The sequence below is a fragment of the Vibrio sp. PID17_43 genome, assembly GCF_002608565.1.
GTDB lineage: Bacteria > Pseudomonadota > Gammaproteobacteria > Enterobacterales > Vibrionaceae > Vibrio.
Genome location: NZ_LIXM01000001.1, coordinates 270,272 through 288,960, shown reverse-complemented (window position 1 = coordinate 288,960; position 18,689 = coordinate 270,272). Strand labels below are relative to the sequence as shown.

16 protein-coding genes and 1 pseudogene are annotated in these 18,689 nt (G+C 45.3%); 11 read left to right on the top strand and 6 right to left on the bottom strand.

Going from position 1 to position 18,689, the window contains the following annotated elements:
• Positions 1 to 2 precede the first annotated feature (2 nt).
• From AK965_RS01315 to AK965_RS20585, 8 genes and pseudogenes are all read left to right on the top strand, one after another.
• Positions 3 to 965, top strand: coding sequence for a DUF58 domain-containing protein (locus tag AK965_RS01315; protein ID WP_099077901.1), 963 nt, complete (start codon positions 3 to 5; stop codon positions 963 to 965).
• On the top strand, positions 966 to 1,517 hold the full coding sequence (locus tag AK965_RS01310; protein ID WP_099077900.1) for a DUF4381 domain-containing protein: 552 nt from the start codon (positions 966 to 968) through the stop codon (positions 1,515 to 1,517). It abuts the gene before it with no gap.
• Positions 1,510 to 2,601, top strand: coding sequence for a VWA domain-containing protein (locus tag AK965_RS01305; RefSeq protein ID WP_099077899.1), 1,092 nt, complete (start codon positions 1,510 to 1,512; stop codon positions 2,599 to 2,601). The genes AK965_RS01310 and AK965_RS01305 overlap by 8 nt, the downstream gene beginning before the upstream one ends.
• Positions 2,594 to 4,345, top strand: a complete 1,752-nt coding sequence (locus AK965_RS01300) for a VWA domain-containing protein (protein WP_099077898.1) — start codon at positions 2,594 to 2,596, stop codon at positions 4,343 to 4,345. Before AK965_RS01305 ends, AK965_RS01300 begins: the two co-directional genes overlap by 8 nt.
• Entirely contained in the window at positions 4,342 to 5,661 is a 1,320-nt protein-coding gene (locus AK965_RS01295; protein ID WP_099077897.1) for a BatD family protein, read from the top strand. Before AK965_RS01300 ends, AK965_RS01295 begins: the two co-directional genes overlap by 4 nt.
• Positions 5,662 to 5,795: 134 nt before the next feature.
• Positions 5,796 to 6,221 (top strand): bifunctional diaminohydroxyphosphoribosylaminopyrimidine deaminase/5-amino-6-(5-phosphoribosylamino)uracil reductase RibD, encoded by a 426-nt coding sequence (locus tag AK965_RS01290; protein ID WP_099077896.1) that lies wholly within the window; start codon positions 5,796 to 5,798, stop codon positions 6,219 to 6,221.
• Positions 6,222 to 6,359: 138 nt separating this feature from the next.
• Positions 6,360 to 7,262, top strand: a complete 903-nt coding sequence (locus AK965_RS01285) for a LysR family transcriptional regulator (protein WP_099077895.1) — start codon at positions 6,360 to 6,362, stop codon at positions 7,260 to 7,262.
• Positions 7,263 to 7,314: 52 nt separating this feature from the next.
• A pseudogene (locus tag AK965_RS20585) lies at positions 7,315 to 7,476 on the top strand (lipid kinase YegS); the annotation flags it as partial.
• Positions 7,477 to 7,532: 56 nt separating this feature from the next.
• Here the strand turns inward: AK965_RS20585 and AK965_RS01275 are convergent.
• The 3 genes from AK965_RS01275 to AK965_RS01265 all read right to left on the bottom strand — a co-directional run bounded on the left by AK965_RS01275 (position 7,533) and on the right by AK965_RS01265 (position 10,553).
• Positions 7,533 to 7,868 carry a YgiW/YdeI family stress tolerance OB fold protein gene (locus AK965_RS01275; protein ID WP_099077929.1) on the bottom strand — a complete coding sequence of 112 codons (336 nt, stop codon included), beginning with the start codon at positions 7,866 to 7,868 and terminating at the stop codon, positions 7,533 to 7,535.
• 159 nt (positions 7,869 to 8,027) lie between these two features.
• On the bottom strand, positions 8,028 to 9,725 hold the full coding sequence (locus AK965_RS01270; RefSeq protein WP_099077894.1) for an alkaline phosphatase family protein: 1,698 nt from the start codon (positions 9,723 to 9,725) through the stop codon (positions 8,028 to 8,030).
• Positions 9,726 to 9,764: 39 nt separating this feature from the next.
• Entirely contained in the window at positions 9,765 to 10,553 is a 789-nt protein-coding gene (locus AK965_RS01265) for an SUMF1/EgtB/PvdO family nonheme iron enzyme (RefSeq protein ID WP_099077893.1), read from the bottom strand.
• Positions 10,554 to 10,729: 176 nt separating this feature from the next.
• Between AK965_RS01265 and AK965_RS01260 the strand changes: the two genes are divergently transcribed.
• Together AK965_RS01260 and AK965_RS01255 are read left to right on the top strand one after the other, a co-directional pair.
• A complete protein-coding gene (locus tag AK965_RS01260) occupies positions 10,730 to 12,052 on the top strand; it encodes an anaerobic sulfatase maturase (protein WP_099077892.1) in 1,323 nt (440 codons plus the stop codon).
• 10 nt (positions 12,053 to 12,062) lie between these two features.
• Positions 12,063 to 13,115 carry a tetratricopeptide repeat protein gene (locus AK965_RS01255; protein WP_099077891.1) on the top strand — a complete coding sequence of 351 codons (1,053 nt, stop codon included), beginning with the start codon at positions 12,063 to 12,065 and terminating at the stop codon, positions 13,113 to 13,115.
• A 2-nt stretch (positions 13,116 to 13,117) separates the two neighbouring features.
• On the opposite strand, the gene AK965_RS01250 is transcribed toward AK965_RS01255, so the two are convergent.
• From AK965_RS01250 to AK965_RS01235, 3 genes are all read right to left on the bottom strand, one after another.
• Positions 13,118 to 14,752 (bottom strand): VRR-NUC domain-containing protein, encoded by a 1,635-nt coding sequence (locus AK965_RS01250; protein WP_099077890.1) that lies wholly within the window; start codon positions 14,750 to 14,752, stop codon positions 13,118 to 13,120.
• Between the two features lie 96 nt (positions 14,753 to 14,848).
• Positions 14,849 to 16,081 (bottom strand): OFA family MFS transporter, encoded by a 1,233-nt coding sequence (locus AK965_RS01245; protein ID WP_099077889.1) that lies wholly within the window; start codon positions 16,079 to 16,081, stop codon positions 14,849 to 14,851.
• 612 nt (positions 16,082 to 16,693) lie between these two features.
• A complete protein-coding gene (locus AK965_RS01235) occupies positions 16,694 to 17,818 on the bottom strand; it encodes a fatty acid desaturase (RefSeq protein ID WP_099077888.1) in 1,125 nt (374 codons plus the stop codon).
• Positions 17,819 to 18,089: 271 nt separating this feature from the next.
• On the opposite strand from AK965_RS01235, the gene AK965_RS01230 reads away from it, so the two are divergent.
• A complete protein-coding gene (locus AK965_RS01230; protein WP_099077887.1) occupies positions 18,090 to 18,638 on the top strand; it encodes a GNAT family N-acetyltransferase in 549 nt (182 codons plus the stop codon).
• Positions 18,639 to 18,689 lie beyond the last annotated feature (51 nt).

The following is an 18,689-nucleotide window of genomic DNA, read 5'->3' as shown; positions in this document are numbered from 1 at the left end:
CGATGGCAAAGCCAACGCTTGCTCCTAAATCCCAAGGGCTCGACCCTCGCTTGTATTGCGATTACTCCCGCTTAGTACGTTTACAAGCGCAAGCCGAATCCTTCAGTTTACTGCCTCATCTAAAAGCGGGCAGTGTACTTTCTGGTCGTCATAACTCATTATTTCGTGGGCGTGGCTTGAACTTTGAAGAACTACGTCATTACCAACTAGGGGACGACATTCGAAACCTAGATTGGAAAGTCACCATGCGCACAGGCAAGCCTCATGTGCGCAGTTACACCGAAGAGAAAGACCGCAATGTGATTGTATGTGTTGATCAGCGCAGTGCGATGTTTTTCGCCTCTACCGAGGTCATGAAATCCGTAGTCGCTGCGGAAGTCGCGGCTATGTGCGGCTGGCGAGTATTGAAAGACGGTGACCGGGTTGGATTTGTTATCGCATCTGACGCTGCTCTATACCACAGCAAAGCCCAGCGTTCGCAAAACGATCTACTCGCTCAACTGAAACGACTCTCTCAAGCCAACCAGCGCTTGAATGCGGACTCGTTGGATTCAGACAAAGTAACGTTCAGTAAATGGATTGAACTCATCAAACGCATGAAGCTAAAACAATCCACGCTGATTTTCATCAGTGATTGGCGCGATTGTGAAGAACACCACCTTGATCATCTCAAGCAACTTCAACAACACAACGATCTGCTTGCGGTGATGGTGAGCGATCCGTTAGAGCAGTCGCTTCCTCAAGATTTAGCGAAAGTGAAATGGGTGATTGGTGACGGCCGTTACCAGCTCAACTTAGACAGTAAAGCCAAAGTCGATGCAGCCAGTGCTAGCTTGGTTGAGAAAGCGCAGTTAAAACGTCAATCACTGGCTCAGTTAATGGCAATCAAAAAGCTCCCTCACATCGAAATCGATACATCAGGTGACCACATTACCCAATTCCAAAAACTCGTTGGAGGTCGATAAATGACAGACTTACACACGCCTCCAAGCACGTATATTCTGCGTGAGCTGCATGACGTCGCGGTGCCAGAAAGCGTAAGTTGGGTACCACAAACCATTGGTTGGAAGATCCTTGCCGTCATTGGTGCGATTGTACTTATGTATCTGGGCTATCGACTGGTGCACCATTGGTGGGATAACCGCTACCGTAAAGAAGCTATTGAAGCCATTTCTCGCTTGAATCCAGATGACGCGAGTATGCCCAAAGCACTGTTCTCGATTTTGAAAATGGTATTGATTCATCTCGATAGCCGTACTGCTCGCTTGTTTGATACGGCGTTTCTGCGCAAGTTAGATGCGCTTAATCCCAAGCATAAAATGTTTGATGACGAAGTCTCCAAACGATGGCTGCAAAGCATCGTTGACCCAAGTGTTGAACTGGAAAAAAAAGAGCGTTTACAACTGATTGAGCGCGCCACTAAGTGGGTGAAAGAGCACGACGAGAACGCTCACAACATTGAGAAGCGCACGCTTGCCTACAAAGCGCGCGCGTTAAAAGGAGGTCGCCATGGGTGATCTTCTTGCTTCATGGCTTGGCATGAGCCGTTTTGAGTTTGAACATCCGCTGTGGTTCATCATCTTGCCGCTGCCTTTAGTGGTGTATTTCGTCGTACCTGCTTACCGCACTAAGCAAATGGCCATCAAAGTGCCTTTCTTTAGTCAGCTCGTGGATGCCATCGGTGAAACGCCATCAGAAGGTGCAAGCCAACTGACTCCGAACTGGTGGCAGCGCGCGACGCTGATTATTTCTTGGCTTTTGGTCGTGACCGCAATGGCAAAGCCGACAGTACTTGGCGAGCCACAGGTGCGTGAAAGCTTAGGACGTGATGTCATGGTTGTGGTCGATTTGTCTGGCTCAATGGCAGAGCAAGATTTTACTTCCAAAACCGGAGAAAAGATCACTCGCCTTGATGCAGCCAAAGAAGTGTTGAGCGACTTTGCTAAAACGCGCAAAGGCGACCGTTTAGGTCTGATTTTGTTTGGCGATGCGGCATTTGTGCAAACCCCATTCACGCCCGATCAAAAAGTGTGGTTAGCGCTCCTTAACCAGACGGATGTGGCGATGGCTGGGCAAAGCACTCACTTAGGTGATGCAATTGGTTTGGCGATTAAAGTGTTTGAGCAAAGCGAACAGTCACGTACCGACGTAGAAGAGAGCAAAGAGAAAGTCGCCATTGTGCTAACGGATGGCAATGACACGGGAAGTTTCGTGGAGCCGATTGATGCTGCGAAAGTCGCGAAAGCTAAAGATGTACGTATCCACGTGATTGCCATGGGTGATCCACAAACGGTGGGTGAAACCGCACTCGATATGGGTACTATAAAACGCATTGCGAAAGAGTCCGGTGGGTCGGCGTTTGAAGCGTTGAACCGTGACGAACTTGCTCAAGCCTATGATGAGATTGGTAAGTTGGAGCCACAGCTTTATGAAAGCACCACGTACCGTCCGAAGCAAAGCTTGCATCATTATTTAATGGCTTTGGTCGTTGCGATGTACTTAACCGCGTTCACGTTGGCGACATTTAAGCGTCGTCGACTATCAGTAACCAGTGAAGCTTCTACACAAGCAGAAAACGGAAAAGGAGAGCGCCATGTTTGATTCTCCTTTCTCTAGTATGGGTCTTGAACAGTTTTTCACACAGTTCCATTTCATTCGTCCAATGTGGCTATTGGCGTTCATCCCAATGTTTCTTTTGCTTTGGTTAAGATGGCGAGAAGAATCCAAACCAAGCTGGAAAGACATTCTTCCAGAGCACTTACGTAAAGCCCTTACGATTGGCGACTATGGTTGGCGAAAGCAACTGCCGCTCAAGCTACTTATGGTGATAGTGGCGATTGCCATCATCATCTGTGCAGGACCTTCGTGGGAGCGCCAAGCTTCTCCATTTGGCGAGGATAAAGCCTCCATGCTGGTGGTGTTGGATAACAACGATTCGATGTTGCAAAAAGACCTTCCGCCAAGCCGTTTGGAACGCTCTAAGCAAAAGATCCGCGACCTCTTGGCAGCAAGAAAAGGCGGCAGCACTGGGTTGGTTGTCTATGCGGGCTCTGCACATGTAGCGATGCCTGTGACGCAAGACAGTAAAGTATTCGAACCGTTTCTTGCGGCGATAACACCAGAAATCATGCCGGTTGAAGGTAAACTTGCTGAAACGGCGCTGCCTTTGATTGACCAACAATTACAAGGTCAACCGGGCTCTACGGTTCTGTTGGTCACGGATGGGGTTAATCCTGCAACCATCATCGCTTACAAACACTACTTTGCAGACAAGCCGTATCAATTATTGATCTTGGCCGCGGGTAACTCGAGCATTGTTTCTGATAACCCTGTCAATTTGGATTCGTTGAACAATCTTGCCAATGCGACAGGAGGACGCCTTGTTGAAGTGACGGTAGACAATAGTGACATAGAGAAGCTGAATCGCTTTGTTGAGCGAAACATGCAACTCAATGGCGAATCATCAATGCCTTGGAAAGACATGGGCTATCAACTGTTGTTCCCAATTGCTCTCATCATGATGCTTTGGTTCCGCAAAGGGTGGCTAGTGCAATGGTGTGTTGTCGCGATGGTGTCAACGTCTTTGTTTATGACGCCAAAAGCAATGGCGGAAACCGTCTCGCTCAAAGCGGATAAGTCTGAAGTGGTGCAAGAGGTCACGGTTTGGGATAAAGCGTCTCAATGGTGGTGGGATCTGTGGCTCACGCCAAATCAGCAAGGTCAGCGCCTGTTCAACAAAAACGAATACCTTGAGGCAGCAAAGCACTTTACGGAGCCGTTGCGAAAAGGGACGGCTTATTACTACGCAGGCGAATACAAACTGGCTCATACGGCTTTCTTGGAGATGCAAAACGATCCATCAGATGCGGTAAAAGACTATGGCTTGTACAACGCTGCGAGTGCGTTGGCGCGTCAACGTGAATACCTGGCGGCGCGTAATTTGTTGCAAACACTGGCAGACAAAGACACCTTGAGCGAGCAATTGCGACCAGACGTTGAACATAACCTAAAAGTCATCGGCAGCATTGTTGAAGAGATTAACCGCACCAGTGAAAGTCAAGCAGGGACAACAGATGGACCCGAAGAGTCGTTTGAACTGGGTGACAACCCGCAAACGGCAGATGGAGCGGACGAAAAAACCGCCGCTGAATTAATGCTGAAAGAGAAGCTCAATGCGAATGAAATCCTCGGCAGTCAAGAACTGGCCGATAAGTGGTTAAAACGCGTAGAGGCCGATCCTAAGTACTTCTTGCGCGCTAAATTCCAAATTCAACTGCGTGAGCCTGTGAAAACGGAGCCGAAGCCACAACCGCAACTACAACAAGAAGAGGAGCAAGCACAATGATGAATGTATTCAAACTTGGCGCTGACTCTATGATTGGGCGTCTGAGCACTATATTGATGATGTTCGCTTTGTTTTTTACTGGTTTGGTGAACGCACAAGATATTCAAGACTTGCAGCGCAGCAATAACGTTGAGCTGTTAGCGTGGGTTGGCAAGCAGGGTGTAGATGCAGATACGAAAGAAGCGCCTAAGTTCAGCGTGAATGAACAGGTGATGTTGTACATCGAAGTCGCAACGCCTCGCTGGTTCACAGGTGGTACACGCATTGGCAGCGTAGAAGTCCCCAACGTGATTGCGAAGCAGCGTAACCAATTAGCGACCAACTATACTGAGCGCAAAGGGGGGCAAACGTGGTCTCGGCAGCGCTGGGAAGTTACCTTGTATCCGCAAGTATCAGGGCAATTCGTGATTCCACCTGTCGCTGTAGGTGTGCAAGTTTCTGCGCCGGATGGTTCGAAAGTGGCTGGTACGCTTTATACACCGCCAATTAAGTTCGGAGCGTCTATACCTTCTGGCTTGCTCAGTGATGAGTCTGCATGGTTTACCGCGACGAAAGTGAGTGTGGATCAGAAATGGACAACGTCTAACGATGAACTGAAAGTCGGAGATGCGATCACTCGCACCATTACGATCAATGCACAAGACAGCTTATCTGTGCTACTTCCAGACTTGTTATCCAATGATTCAACCGCCAGTTATCAAGCATACCCTCAACCAAACCGCTTAGATGATAAGCAAACACGTGGCGATTACCAATCGAGTCGCATTGAAGAAAGCGCGTACGTTATCCAACAGGGCGGTGAGTTCACCTTGCCTGAACACAAGTTCCAATGGTGGAATAGCAAGAATAAACAGCTGGAAACGGTGGTAATTGAGGGTAAGAGCTTCAAAGCCAAGCATACATTTCAATCGTTTGTTAGAGCTTATTCTGGCTGGTTGATTGGCAGCGCAGTGACGCTATTGGTTCTCGTTATCGCCGCCTTGAGCATTCACCGTTATTATCGTTCTCGTCCTTCGCCGCCATGGTTGGTGTTCAGAAAAATGGTGAAAGCGAAACGATGGAGCGCAGCTCGAGCAAGCTTGTATAAGCAGTTGAGGAGTAACACAGGCAAGCTCGAAATGAGTAAAGCAAGTAGCTCTGACGTTTGGCAGAAGCGTTCTCAGCGATTGCAAGAGGGGCAGGAGGACGCAAGCTTGATGAACGCATTGTGGAGAGCGATACAAGCATTTAAGTCTAAACGCTTCAAGTGGGGGATACCCAAAACGCTACCGCAATTGGATGAGCAGCGAAGTAGGAAGTCAACACAGGCTAGATAAACACTAGTAAGAAGAATCAGCTCAGCTCTCTGCATTTTACAACGTGAAGTCATTTGTCAATCTTTGTATGGAAGCGCAAGCATGCTAGCGCTAGAATCGACTATCAAAATTTTTTTAATTGAGAATCCTAGCCAATGAATGAAAAATTTATGCTGCGTGCGTTGGAAGTATCACGTAATGCGCTTCCTGCTTGTCAACCAAATCCACCCGTCGGCTGCGTACTTGTCAAAGATGGTCAAATCGTATCAGAAGGGCATACGCAAGCCATTGGCGGTAACCATGCAGAAGTCGAAGCACTAAATGCTTATGTTGGTGATATGAGTGAAGTGACGGCGTATGTGACATTGGAGCCGTGCTCATTTGTTGGTCGTACGCCAGCTTGTGCTAAAACCTTGGTCACTTACGGAATTAAAAAAGTGGTCGTAGCGATGCTGGATCCAGATCCTCGTAACGCTGGTCGTGGTATCGATATCCTCCAAGAAGGAGGTGTTGAGGTGGAAGTCGGCTTGTGTGTTGAAGAGGTGAGCGCATTTTTAACCCCTTACTTAGGAAAATCCTGAGTTGTTTTGACACACTTCTCGTCAGTATAAGGTCAATTCTCACGAAAACATGCATTGACGCTCAAATCCGATGTTCTGAGTCGTTAAAGATCAAACTGTTAGCTAAAATAGTCTCATCTCCTGTTTTATGTGAACAAAATGAAGAGCACCGACTTAAACCTCATCCCGATTTTTGTGGCGATTTACGAAGAGCAGAACCTATCTAAGGCGGCTGCTCGTCTTGATATTAGCCAGCCAGCTGTGAGCAAAGCACTTGCTCGTTTGCGTGATATCTATGACGAACCACTGTTTCACCGCAGCACATCGGGCGTAGAGCCAACCAGTTTTGCCATAGATATCTATCCGGCGATGGTCGCAGCACTGAAAAACTTCACGTCTACTTTATCCGCTTCTAGTAGCTTCGATCCTAAAGTGTCTAATCGTATTTTTTCGATTGCTTGCGTCTCGCTGGCGAGCTATGAGTTTATGCCTCAACTTCTGCGTCGAATCCGCAAGATAGCACCAAATATTGGGTTGGAAGTACACCCCTTATTTACCGAAGATTATGAAAGTGATCTGCGTTTGCAAAGGTACGACTTGATCATTGATATGGCACCGCGAGGACGAACGGTATTGAAAGTGGAACCAGTGTTTTCTGAGCGTCTTATGGTGGTGTGCAGTGCGGACCATCCTCGCATTCATGACACCTGTTCTGTCGAGCAATTCTTGGCAGAAGAGCATGTGGTAGTCTCGCGTTGGCATGCACGTAAGAGCCTGATGAGTGAAGAAGATATCGAAGATCTAGCGAAACGTAACATCGTTTATCGAGCGTCCGGGGCGATGGAAATGTTACCTGTGATACACGATAGTGACTATATCGCCATGCTACCATTTTTCACCATCAAGCACTTCTCTAAAACGTATAATATTAAAGCGGTGCCGCTTCCTTTCAGTGACAAAATTCATGATCTTTGCGCGATTTGGCACTCTAGCCGTCACAATGAAAGTGCTCATCAATGGTTAAGAACGCAAATCAAGCTAGTAGGTAAAGCGATTAATTAAACGGGAGCCGGTATGAAGACAATACGCACTATTCAAGACGGTAAGAAAGCGGGAGTATACTCAGGCAAGTTGGTTGGAATTTAATTTCCCCAAAACATTGCTGTTGAATCTAGATGGTGAACCGTATCGTTCCAATAAGATCCGCTTTGAGGTTCAACCAAAGCGCATACGTTTGTTTCTTCCTCCAAACTGCTCTTGCTTAGCGGTACATTAACCTCATACAGAAAAGCCACCAAATATGTGGTGGCTTTTGTTTAATAGATATCTCTATTACAGTTTTTGAACGGTATCAGCATCGATTTGTGATGTTGTCCACTCTGAATCGACTTCACCACGGATGACGACTTTATCTTGTGGGGAGACTTCTTGCCCCTTCCAGTCTTCGTTGTCGATTTCAACTTCGATTGCACCAGTATCATCTTTAAACAGGTAAGTTTCGTTACCCAATGATTGCACAATATTGCCTGTCAAAAGAACAAAACTATCATCTGACGCGTTTTGTGCTTCTTTCACTGAGCTAATTGCAGCGGTTTCTGGGCCATTAAAAGCGGCCAATGCTGAGCCTGAAAGTAGGGTAAGCATGGACGCAAGAATCAGTTTGTTCATGCTTGCTGCTAGGGCTGATTTGTTCATTTAATTATTACCTCTTGGAGTTGATGAGAGGCATTTTGAGCGTAGAGCCGTGAAGCAATCGTGAAAAATCGAGGACAAATTGAGAAAACTAATAATAACTCCCCGTGTTGGGGAGCTTTAATAGCCTGAATTTTAGTGGGTTGACTGAACGATTTCTCTTAGTACATCCCCGGTTGCTCCGCTTGGTTGGGTGATACCGAGCTTGTTGGATAGTGTAGGAGCGATGTCGTATGGAGTAATAGGGCGAGCGGTTTTCTTCGCTTTAATATCAAACCCAGCAAAGAGTACAGGCACATGCGTGTCGTAACGCCATGGTGAGCCATGAGTTGAAGCTATGGTAAGCCCATCCATATCATTGATATATGAACGAGGCCCAAAGATCACATAGACATCCCCGGAACGCTGAGGGTGATAGTTGTTTTCAACCAATTTCATTACACGAGTGTTTTGAATGCGGTTATGTTGAACATCAGCACTTGTTACCGCATAAGCTACCCCTTCTACTTTTGACACTTCATCAGCAATTACCGATTGTACGGCATCGAGGTCGATCTTTTTCTCTGCGATGAGTTCATGGTTGAGATAGATATAAGGCTGAGCGTAGAGGCGAATTACTTCTTTATCCAAACCAAACTCGGTTTTTAGTCTTTGTTCTAAGCCTTGGGATAGCAGTGTATTTACATCGAAGTATTTTGCTTGTCGTAAACCAAGTTTGTTGGCTACGGGAGAGGCTTCTGGAACACCATGGTCTGCCGAAAGCACAATCAGAGTGTTCTCTAAACCAACCTCCTGATCGACAGACTTAAATAAATTGGCTAACGTTTTGTCCAAACGAATCAAGTTGTCTTCGGTTTCTAAGCTATTTGAGCCGTACATGTGGATAACATAGTCATTTGAAGAGAAGCTCACTGCGAGATAATCGGTGAATTTGCCTTTGCCTAGCTGTTCTTGTTTAAGTAAGGTTTGAGCGAAGTCTGCAGTGATTTCGTCGCCTGCCGGGCTGAGTGTTAACATGGTCGAATAGTACTTAAAGCTCGACGGACCATACGGGTGGGGGAAAGTTCGAGCGAAACCAGCAAGATCAACTTTATAGTCTTCACCAATCTCTTTCAAAGTGTATTGCTCACGAGGAAGTGATAGCTCCCAGCGCTGTCCGGAGTATTGATTCGGAATCTTTTTTTCGTTCCAGCGCATCACCCAGTTTGGATATTTATCGTAATAGTAATCACTTGTGGCAAATTCTGAAGTCGCTTTAGAGAACCAAAATGCCTTACCGGAATGACCACCAAGAGAGATCGCACCACGATCTTTTACTGAAACTGAGAAGATTTTCGATTTACCATTGCTGGCCATTGCCAGCTCATCACTAAATGTCGTGGTGAGAATGGGGGCAGGTGAACGCCCATCCTTTTGTGCCGTTTTTTGTGTTGGGTCTATTTCGGTCGATTTATCTACCCCTGCACCACTGGTCAACATGGTGTAGTTTTCATCTTCTACGTTATAAACCAAGCGTTCTTTTGCTCTGTCATACCAAACATTTCCTACCATACCATGTACAGCTGGCGGGGCGCCTGTTGCCAGGGATACATGTCCAACAATCGTTTCGGTATTTCCATGCTGGTAGTTGGCATTGGTATAGTAGACCCCTTGTTCCATGAGATATCGAAATCCATCATCACCAAAATTATGTTTATAGCGTTCGAGCAGATCTGCGCGCAATCCGTCAACGGTGATTTGAAGAATAAGGGTCGGTTTAGATTGCTCTGCAGCAAAAGAAACCGGTGTAACCAAGCATAAAAGTGTGGCACTTGCTAGCCAGACTGACTTCATATTTCATCCTTCTTATTTTTGGTTCGGGATAAGAACTGGTTATTGCGAATCTTTGGCGAGTCGAAGCCCCATGTCCGACATAATTATAGACTGGCTGGCGAAGTCTCGACGGAAATTCTCTGATTCATCAGAGTGATAGGCAAAACTGCCGCCTCGAACTGACTTGTGCGCCAAACCTGTTTTTTCATCTTTTGCGTTATTTGGATTATCGGTTGGACCGAAGCGGTAGAAGGTGTCGTCGTAAGCGTCGATAACGAACTCACCGACGTTACCCGTCATGTCATAAAGACCAAGTTCGTTAGGTTGCTTTTGACCCACAGGGTGCGCTTGGTTCTTTGAGTTGTCGGCGTACCAAGCAACATCAGCAATGTTGTTTGAGCCTGCGTAAGTAAAACCTTGGCTCTTATTTCCGCCTTTTGCAGCAAACTCCCATTCAGCTTCTGTTGGTAAGCGGTAGCGCTCACCAGTAAGTTCGTTCAACTTCTCGACGAAGTAGTTCGCCTGTTGCCAACTCAAGTTATTAACCGGAATGTCTGCGCCTTGGAAATAACTCATCGAAGAGCCCATGACCGATTCAAACAACGCTTGAGTGACTTCAAATTTGGAGATGTAGAAGCCGTTTACGGTGACTTCGCGTTCCGGAGTTTCTGCCTTCTTGGCGGAGTCGATGTTTGATCCCATGATAAATGAACCGCCTTCAACCAACACCATGTCTTGATTAATATCGAGCGCGATAGGGTGAGGTGATTGAGTCGCACAACCACTCATTAATACACTGAATGATAGAATGGAAAGTGCAGATAACGATTTGCTTTTAAATGATTTCATCAATAGTTTCTCGCCAAAAAAGTCACGGAATAGATTAGCAAAGATCGTTATGAAAAAAGGTTATAAATGGTATAACAAGCCACAGTCATTAATGAGATTTATGATTGAGTAATCAAGATGGGAATGGCACTACTATAGTCTGATTCAGCGAAATTCTACTCACGAAAAGGTGACTTATGCATATTACTCAAGGTCCTCAATTCAATGGTAAAGCGTCTAAGCGTTTACATGTCATGGCAAAGCCTATCGGGGCGGCCTGTAACATTGATTGCACTTACTGCTACTACCTCAGCAAACAGGATTTACTTGAGTACAAAAAAGGCTGCACGCCAGTGATGGATGAAGAAACACTGGAAACCTACATTCGTCAGTACATTGAAGGGCAGAATACACCGGAAATCATCTTCTCATGGCAGGGAGGTGAACCAACAATGTTGGGTTTGGAGTACTTTCAGAAAATTGTCGAATTTCAAACCAAGTACAAGCCTGAAGGCGTGATCATTTCTAACGACTTACAAACCAATGGTACATTGCTTAATGACGATTGGTGTGCATTTCTCAAAGCGAACAATTTCTTAGTCGGGCTGAGTATCGACGGGCCAGAAATGATGCACAATGCCTACCGAACCAACCGCGCAGGTCGTGGAACGTTTAACCAAGTGATGAAGGCTGTTGAGTTGCTACACAAGCATGAAGTGAAGTTCGCAACACTGACCTGTATAAACAACCTGACCAGCCGTAATCCACTTGAGGTGTACCGATTCCTGCGTGATGAAGTGCGATCACCACAAATGCAGTTTATTCCCATTGTGGAACAGAAAACTTTCCGCACGACTGCGCCGCAAACATGGCAACCACAAGAGCAGTTAAAGCAGGGGGACAAGCGCCTGACCCCCGGGCATAAAGATTCAGTCGTTGAGCCTTGGTGCGTGGCTGATGAGGCATGGGGTAACTTCCTTATCGCGATTTTTGATGAGTGGATTCAGCACGATATTGGCAAAGTCTTTGTTCAATATTTTGAAGCGAGCGTAGAAACTTGGATGGGGCGAAAGAACCCGCTTTGTACGCTAGGCGAGATTTGCGGGAAGGGCTTGGCAATGGAGCCAAATGGCGATGTATTTGCCTGTGACCACTACGTTTACCCTGAATACAAGATTGGCAATATTCATCATGAAAAGCTTGATGACTTAGCGTATAGCCCAGAGCAGCAAAAGTTTGGTTTTGCAAAAACGCGCACTCTGACCAAGCAGTGTCAACAATGCGAATATCAGTTCGCTTGTTACGGCGAGTGTCCGAAAAACCGTTTTATTCGCACTAAAGATGGCGAGCCGGGTTTGAACTATTTGTGCGCAGGTTGGAAAAAGTTCTTCTCTCATGCTGATAAGGCAATGGCATACATTCTTCGTGTAACGGGTAACCCCGTCGCACATGGCAAATACAGTGATGCGGTGTTACGCCAGCAAGCGGCGAAGCGTCCTGTGTTCGACACTAAATTTTAAGGGGATTGATATGACATTCTCAAAAACGTTATTGGCAATCGCATTCGGATTAACCGTAAGCAATTCTGTTGTGGCGCAAGACCAAGTTTCTGACGCAAGTGTGGCTAATGATCAGGAAGTGAATTCTGCTCAGATGTCGCCACAACAAGTGGTTGCAAAGCTGTCTTATCAAGCCCAAGACATCAAACAACCAACAGAAAATCGTATTCAAGCCCTGCATGAATTAGCTAACTATCCAAGCCAAAATGCGTTGGTGGCTGTAGCGCGGAGTCTTCAAGATCAAGATCCTGCGATTCGTAAAGCGGCTGTTGTGGGTGCTGAACCGTACAACATTGAGCACCGTTGGCGCATGATTGAGCCGCTTTTAAGTGATTCTGAGCCCATGGTTCGTATCACCGCGGCAACTAATTTGGTGAGAGATTTTTCTAATGTGAGCAGCAAGCAACAACAAGCATTAGCAGCGCCTATCTCTGAGCTGATCAGTTTTCTACAAGCCAAGCAAGATAATGACTCGAAACTGCTGTTGGCGGATGTATACCGTTGGCACTATGAGTGGGAAAAGGCCGATAAGCTATACCAAGCTTTGATCACTCAAGCACCAGATAACCTGCAAATTTGGTTGAGTTTAGCGGACAACTACCGAGCGCAGCAACGCGACGCTGAAGCCGTAAATACGTTAGATACGGCAATAAAACTGCATCCGGATAACGCTTCTCTGCATTACTCGAAAGCACTGACGCTTGTGCGTTTGGATGACAAGGAGAACGCTGCATCAGAAATCGAGAAAGCAGCCAACATGGCGAAAGACAACAGCTACTTCTGGTATCTCAATGGTGTACTGCAAGAAGACTACAACTTAGGCAAATCAGTGAAGTCATTTGAGCAAGCGTATTTGATTTCTGGCGCGCCAGAGCAGCTCTACGCGGTGTGTGATATCTACGTTCGTTACGATAACCTAAAAACGGATGAGTGCTTGGACGAGTTAAAGAAAGTCGCACCAAGCTACGTGATTGATCAACTTAAAGAGAAGAAAGGGCAGAAGAACGCCAAAGTGAGCAGCTAAGACTATTTCGATGCTCGTTCTAAATCTTGTGCCGTTACATAACACACTGAAAACGGCACATTGAGGCGATTGAACTCCTTGATCCAACGCCATTGGTTATCTTGAAGTTTATCGCCCGGACCTTTCACTTCTATCCATTCAAACTTCCCATCTTTAAATGCAATTAAGTCCGGCATGCCGTTTCGGTAGAGTTTCAGGTCGCTTAACTGCACGTTAAACAGCTCGACTAACAGTTTATTAGGGATGTGTTTAAGTGCTAGGGTTAATAACTCTTCACTGACGTGCGTCCAGCTGACGAAGGGATTACTGGTCCCAACTTTGTTTCTGTAGGTATCAAACAACGCCTGCGTGTTGCCTTGTTGAACTTGCTCAAGAATGTTACCGATAAGTTGCTTTCTCTTATCGGTAAAATCTGCGTGATACAAATCCAAAGGTCGATGTTGATAAGCGTTGATGAATGCGCCTTCTATTGGTGCAAATATCGCATCCCACAAGGTTAAGCCCAACAAGCTGTTGAGTAGGGTATTCTCGGAGTAGAAAACGGTCCAACCTAAACTTTCGAAATGTACTTTGGTTGCTAGTTCGACACGTTGCTGGGATAGATCCAACTCGATGTGATATTCACTGCACTTAGGTTTAGTTGTTCTTGGGGCTTTTAAGCCTTGTTTACGCTTTAAGCGTTGTTCGAGCTTTTGTGCCACTTCAAGCTCGGAGGCATCAAGAGGGTAAACTAGCATATCAGTGACAATGTCACTAAATAAATTGTTTTGTTCTAGCTTGTCGTAGATGCGAGCACGACGCTCTCGGCTTGGGGCGAGCGTCGTTGTCTTAAACAATGAAATCGCAGTCTCAAGCTCGTTTAAGCGTTCGTAATCTCGAGCAATGTCGTTAATCATGTGCTCACGTTTACGGTCGACGTAATCATGCTCAACGCGCTCTGGCATTTCTGTGATAAGCATATCGAGGTTGGCTTTTTGCTTTCTATCGCACTGCCAATAGAGATTGGAGAGCTGGCCGAGCGCGATAAGGCGATCGATTTGCTCTCTGCTCTCAAAGAATCGACGGGCTTTACTTAACTGGTATTGTTCGAACTGGTGTAAGCCTAAATCGTCTAGTACAAATTGACTGAGGTCTTGATGGGTATTGGCGAAAAACAGCGTCAGCAAAACATCAATCATGTGTGACGAGTTAAGTTGAATCACCGTGAAATCCAGAGCCTCAAATTGATCAAAACTCTCTTCACTTAAGCACGCCACTAATGCCTCTTTCTTGAGGGATTTAGGGTGCTGAGGGTAGAGCATTACGATCTCTGGCTTGGTTAGTAGATTTGCAGCTAATTCTTGTATTGTTAGCTCAGGGGAGGGTGACACAAAATCATGAGCTGCCAATTCATCTAAAGCAGACTGGATATTTTCGATTTCTTGATAGTTTAGTTTGTCGCTACGAAACCAACACCCTTTACGGCTGTATAAACGAACCAGAAGACACTGAGCAGATTTGCTTAATTGCTCAAAGGCTGACAACCACTGATGCTCGTCTGAAGTCAATAAATCACCGTACCATTGCGTTGCGTGTTGGATGAGTTTGAAGAAGTTATCTAAATAATAATCAGGAGCGAGCTCGACACTGTTTTCCATAACCGACCGACATAAAAAAAGGCTTGACCCTTAGGTTAAGCCTTTTTCGAATCAATTTCTGCAACTCTATTAAGGTCTGCAGAACTTTTAAGCTGATTATGCGTTTTTCAGCTGTGCTACTTTCGCTTCAGTCAGTGGCTTAGTGATGAACGCTAGCACGATACACACCGCCATCATTACTGCTGAGATAGTGTAAGCAAGACTGTAGCCGTCACCGTTAGTCATTGAGAAACCAACAACAGCAGCACCGATTGCACCACCGATACCCCATGCTGTGTATAGCACGCCGTAGTTAGTACCGTAGTTCTTCAGACCGTAGAACTCAGCTGTTAGAGTAGGGAATACCGCTAGAAGCGTACCGTAACCTACTGCTGCGATTGCTGTACCGATGATCAGCGTGAACTCAGTTTGGAACGTTGCGAACAGAACCATGTTGATGCCCTGTAGAACGAACGCTAGAAGAAGAGTACGTACGCCACCGATCTTGTCTGCAAGCATACCTGCTGCTACACGACCGCCAGAGTTAAATACCGCAAGGATAGACGCTAGGTAAACCGCGTTTGGTAGGTTCGCTTGAACACTTGCGATAGTCGTGATGTTACCGATGATCATTAGACCAACAGAAGCTGCGAACGCGTACATGATCCATAGAGAGTAGAACTGTGGCGTTTTAAGCATTGCTTTCCAAGTTAGGTCGTCAGACTTTTTCACAACCTTAGGCGCTTGGCCTTCTTTTACTTTAGGTTCAGCTGGCGTGTAATCTGCTGGTGGGTTGTTGATCGTTGCTGCTAGAGGAACAGCGATAGCAAGGATACCAACACCAAGAACTAGGAAGCTTGTTTGGATGCCCATACCGTCGATAAGTGCAGAAGTCAAAGGCGCAAGGTAGATAGCTGCAAGGCCGAAACCTGCTGCGATGATGCCGTTAACCATACCTTTCTTAGATGCGTGGAACCACTTCATTGCAGAAGGAGAAAGACACGCGTAACCAAAACCGATACCTGCACCAGTAATCACACCGAAAGTGATGTTCAGCATTAGTGGTGAGTTAACAAAACTAGACGCGATCATGCCTAGACCTGTTAGAACAGTACCTAGGATAAGGATCAAGCGTGGACCCATACGGTCTTGAAGAATACCTGCAACAAGAAGACAGATAGAGAAAGTGATAGTAGCAGTTGCGTAAGGTGCAGATGCTTCTGCCGCGCTCCAGCCTGACTCAGTCACTAGTGCTTTGTTGAATACACTCCAAGCATACAGGATGCCAAGACAAAGGTTGATACAGAATCCTGCTAACAGGATGCGCATAGCTTTATCAATCTTGCTCATTTTTGTTCTCAGTAATACCTCTTGGCAGACAGCAAAGAGGGGTTGGTTTAAAGATAGGGTTAATCAAAATAAGTTTGCGTTTTTCAACACATAACGCAATGAGCGCGGATTATAACCAATAAATGTGTGATTGGAATCTCTTTTTACCCTGTTAAATAAAAATAATTTGAAACATTAAAAATGTTTGTTATGAGCGGGTTTTATGTATGAAGAAAATGTTAAATCGGCGTAAAGGTGCTTTGGTTTGGTAGTGAGATCCTAAGTGAAACAAGGTTGGTAGCTGACTGTGAATGTTTGGCTCACAGTTTAAGCAAAAAGTGTCAAAACATTTAAGTGTTAATGTCGTGTAATAAAAGTGGTAAAAATAGAGACTGTTTTTTGTAAATGCAGGATCTAAAGAGTTTATAAACTTGATAATGTTAACCGGTTGTAATAATTCAATTTTAAAGCCAACAGCGGCTCATCTTCGGTGACAGATTGATAAGATTTTCTTTAGATCAGCTGTCACCGATTTGTAGTTCTTCCAAGGGACGTATTTCACCGAGATTCGCACCATATGTACGATGCAGAGTTGTATTTGAGTCTCGAGGGTTCATTAATAAAAGTTACACGTTATGCATAGCGACGAACTAAGAGCTTCCAACTGCGTTGTTGGCGTTCAAACTCTTCCTTAATCTGCTCGTATTTCAGCTTAGAAACGGAATGTTCGTATTTCTTGACTACTGTAGCAGCCTTCTCCCCAAACACTTCTTTACGAACTTCGTAGTACTCTTGCATGTGATGCACCAGGGCATCAAATTCACACTGTAATTGATCGCGAATCGACTGACTATTTGGCTTAGCTTCTAGCTTTTCATTCGCTTTCTTTAATAATTGCGTAGCCCGCGCTTTTTCGATTCGGAATGTCGAAGTAGTACGGAGCTTTGACGTAAGTCCTAACCACGAGCAGGATTTGATCAGCCATTTCGTCGGGTCGTAATGCCACCAGTACACGCCGTTACGGTAATCATTCTCGAAGATATGATGGAAATTATGGTAGCCCTCACCAAAGGTGAAGAAGGCTAAAATGCCGTTATCACGAGCGGTGTTTTTATCGGTAAAGGTTTGTTTGCCCCAAACATGTGCCAACGAGTTAATAAAGAAGGTTGTGTGATGGCTCAGAAAAAGACGAGCGGCACCGACGATCAAAAACATGCCTAAAATGTCACCGTAGATAAGGCCAAGCACCAAAGGGAATCCAATATTGGTCGCGATGGCCAAAGGAACATAATACTTGTGCTGCCATGTCACGATCTTGTCGCGTTTTAAGTCGCGGCAGTTTGTGTATTCGTTTTCTTTTGATTTGTTGTAGTCACGAAGCATCCAACCGATGTGAGAAAACCAGATCCCACGTTTTGCTGAATAAGGGTCTTTATCATTATTGTCGACATGCTTGTGATGTACGCGGTGATCAGAAGACCAATGTATTGCGCTGTTTTGTAGTGAAAATGCGCCGCCAATGGCAAATATGAAACGTAAAATCGGATGTGCTTCATATGCTTTATGGCTCCATAAGCGATGATAACCGGCAGTAATGGATAAATTGGTAAAGCTAAACGCAATAATTCCCCAAATGAGGTGAGTCCAACCCAGCCCAAAATGGTATGCGTACCACGGGAGAATTGTAAAGGAGAGAAAGAAACTGGCAGAAAAGATGAATACATTCAACCAAATGAGTGGTGGTTTGTTTTTTTTCACAGTGTGCATCCGACTTTGAGCTAACAACTGTTCGCCAGAATATCAGCGTACACTTGTAAGTCAAAGTAAAGTTAACATGTGGTTACATTTCTTGTGAGGTCAAACTAGCATTGTGGTTGGGATATTTTGCTTTTAAATGAATTATGAGTAGTATTAAAAGGTGAGTTGTTGCTATGAGCACATAATATCTACCAATAATTAATCGATAAGCTGGTTAAATATGTCATAGCAGAGTGTAAAGGCAAGAAAAGTAAGAATATAGGAATACGTAATGGAGTTACGATTAGCGGAATATAAGGATTATGAACGCATTGCTCATCTTCACGTGCAGAGTTGGAAGTGTCATTATCGTGGGATTCTAAGTGACGGCTATCTTGAAAGCGAAGCTATCGATGATAAATTACTGATTTGGCAAACTCGGTTGACTAATCCACCCTTTAATCAGCACATTGTATTAGCTGAAGAAGGAGGCCTGCTTCTAGGTTTTGTTTGTGTGTTTGGGAATCACGATTTCGAACGCGGCAGTTTTATTGAAGCATTACATGTTGATGACAGCTATCGTGGACGAGGTATTGGTACACAATTGTTACTAGCCGTAGCAGAGTGGCAGCAGCAGTACTTTAAGGATAGTGGACTGTACCTTGAAGTCGTGTCTCAAAATGAACAAGCAGTTGAATTTTACCAGCATATCGGTGGCCAAGAAGGCCAAGAACGTAGTTGGAAAGCACCAGGTGGAAATGAAGTGTTGGAGAAAGTCTTCCGTTGGTCGAATGCACAATCGTTAGTTAGTAGTATCGAAAGGCATGTCATCTATTCATAGAAACTGTACGTGGCGACAAACAAAAAAAGCGCGAAGTTTCGCGCTTTTTTA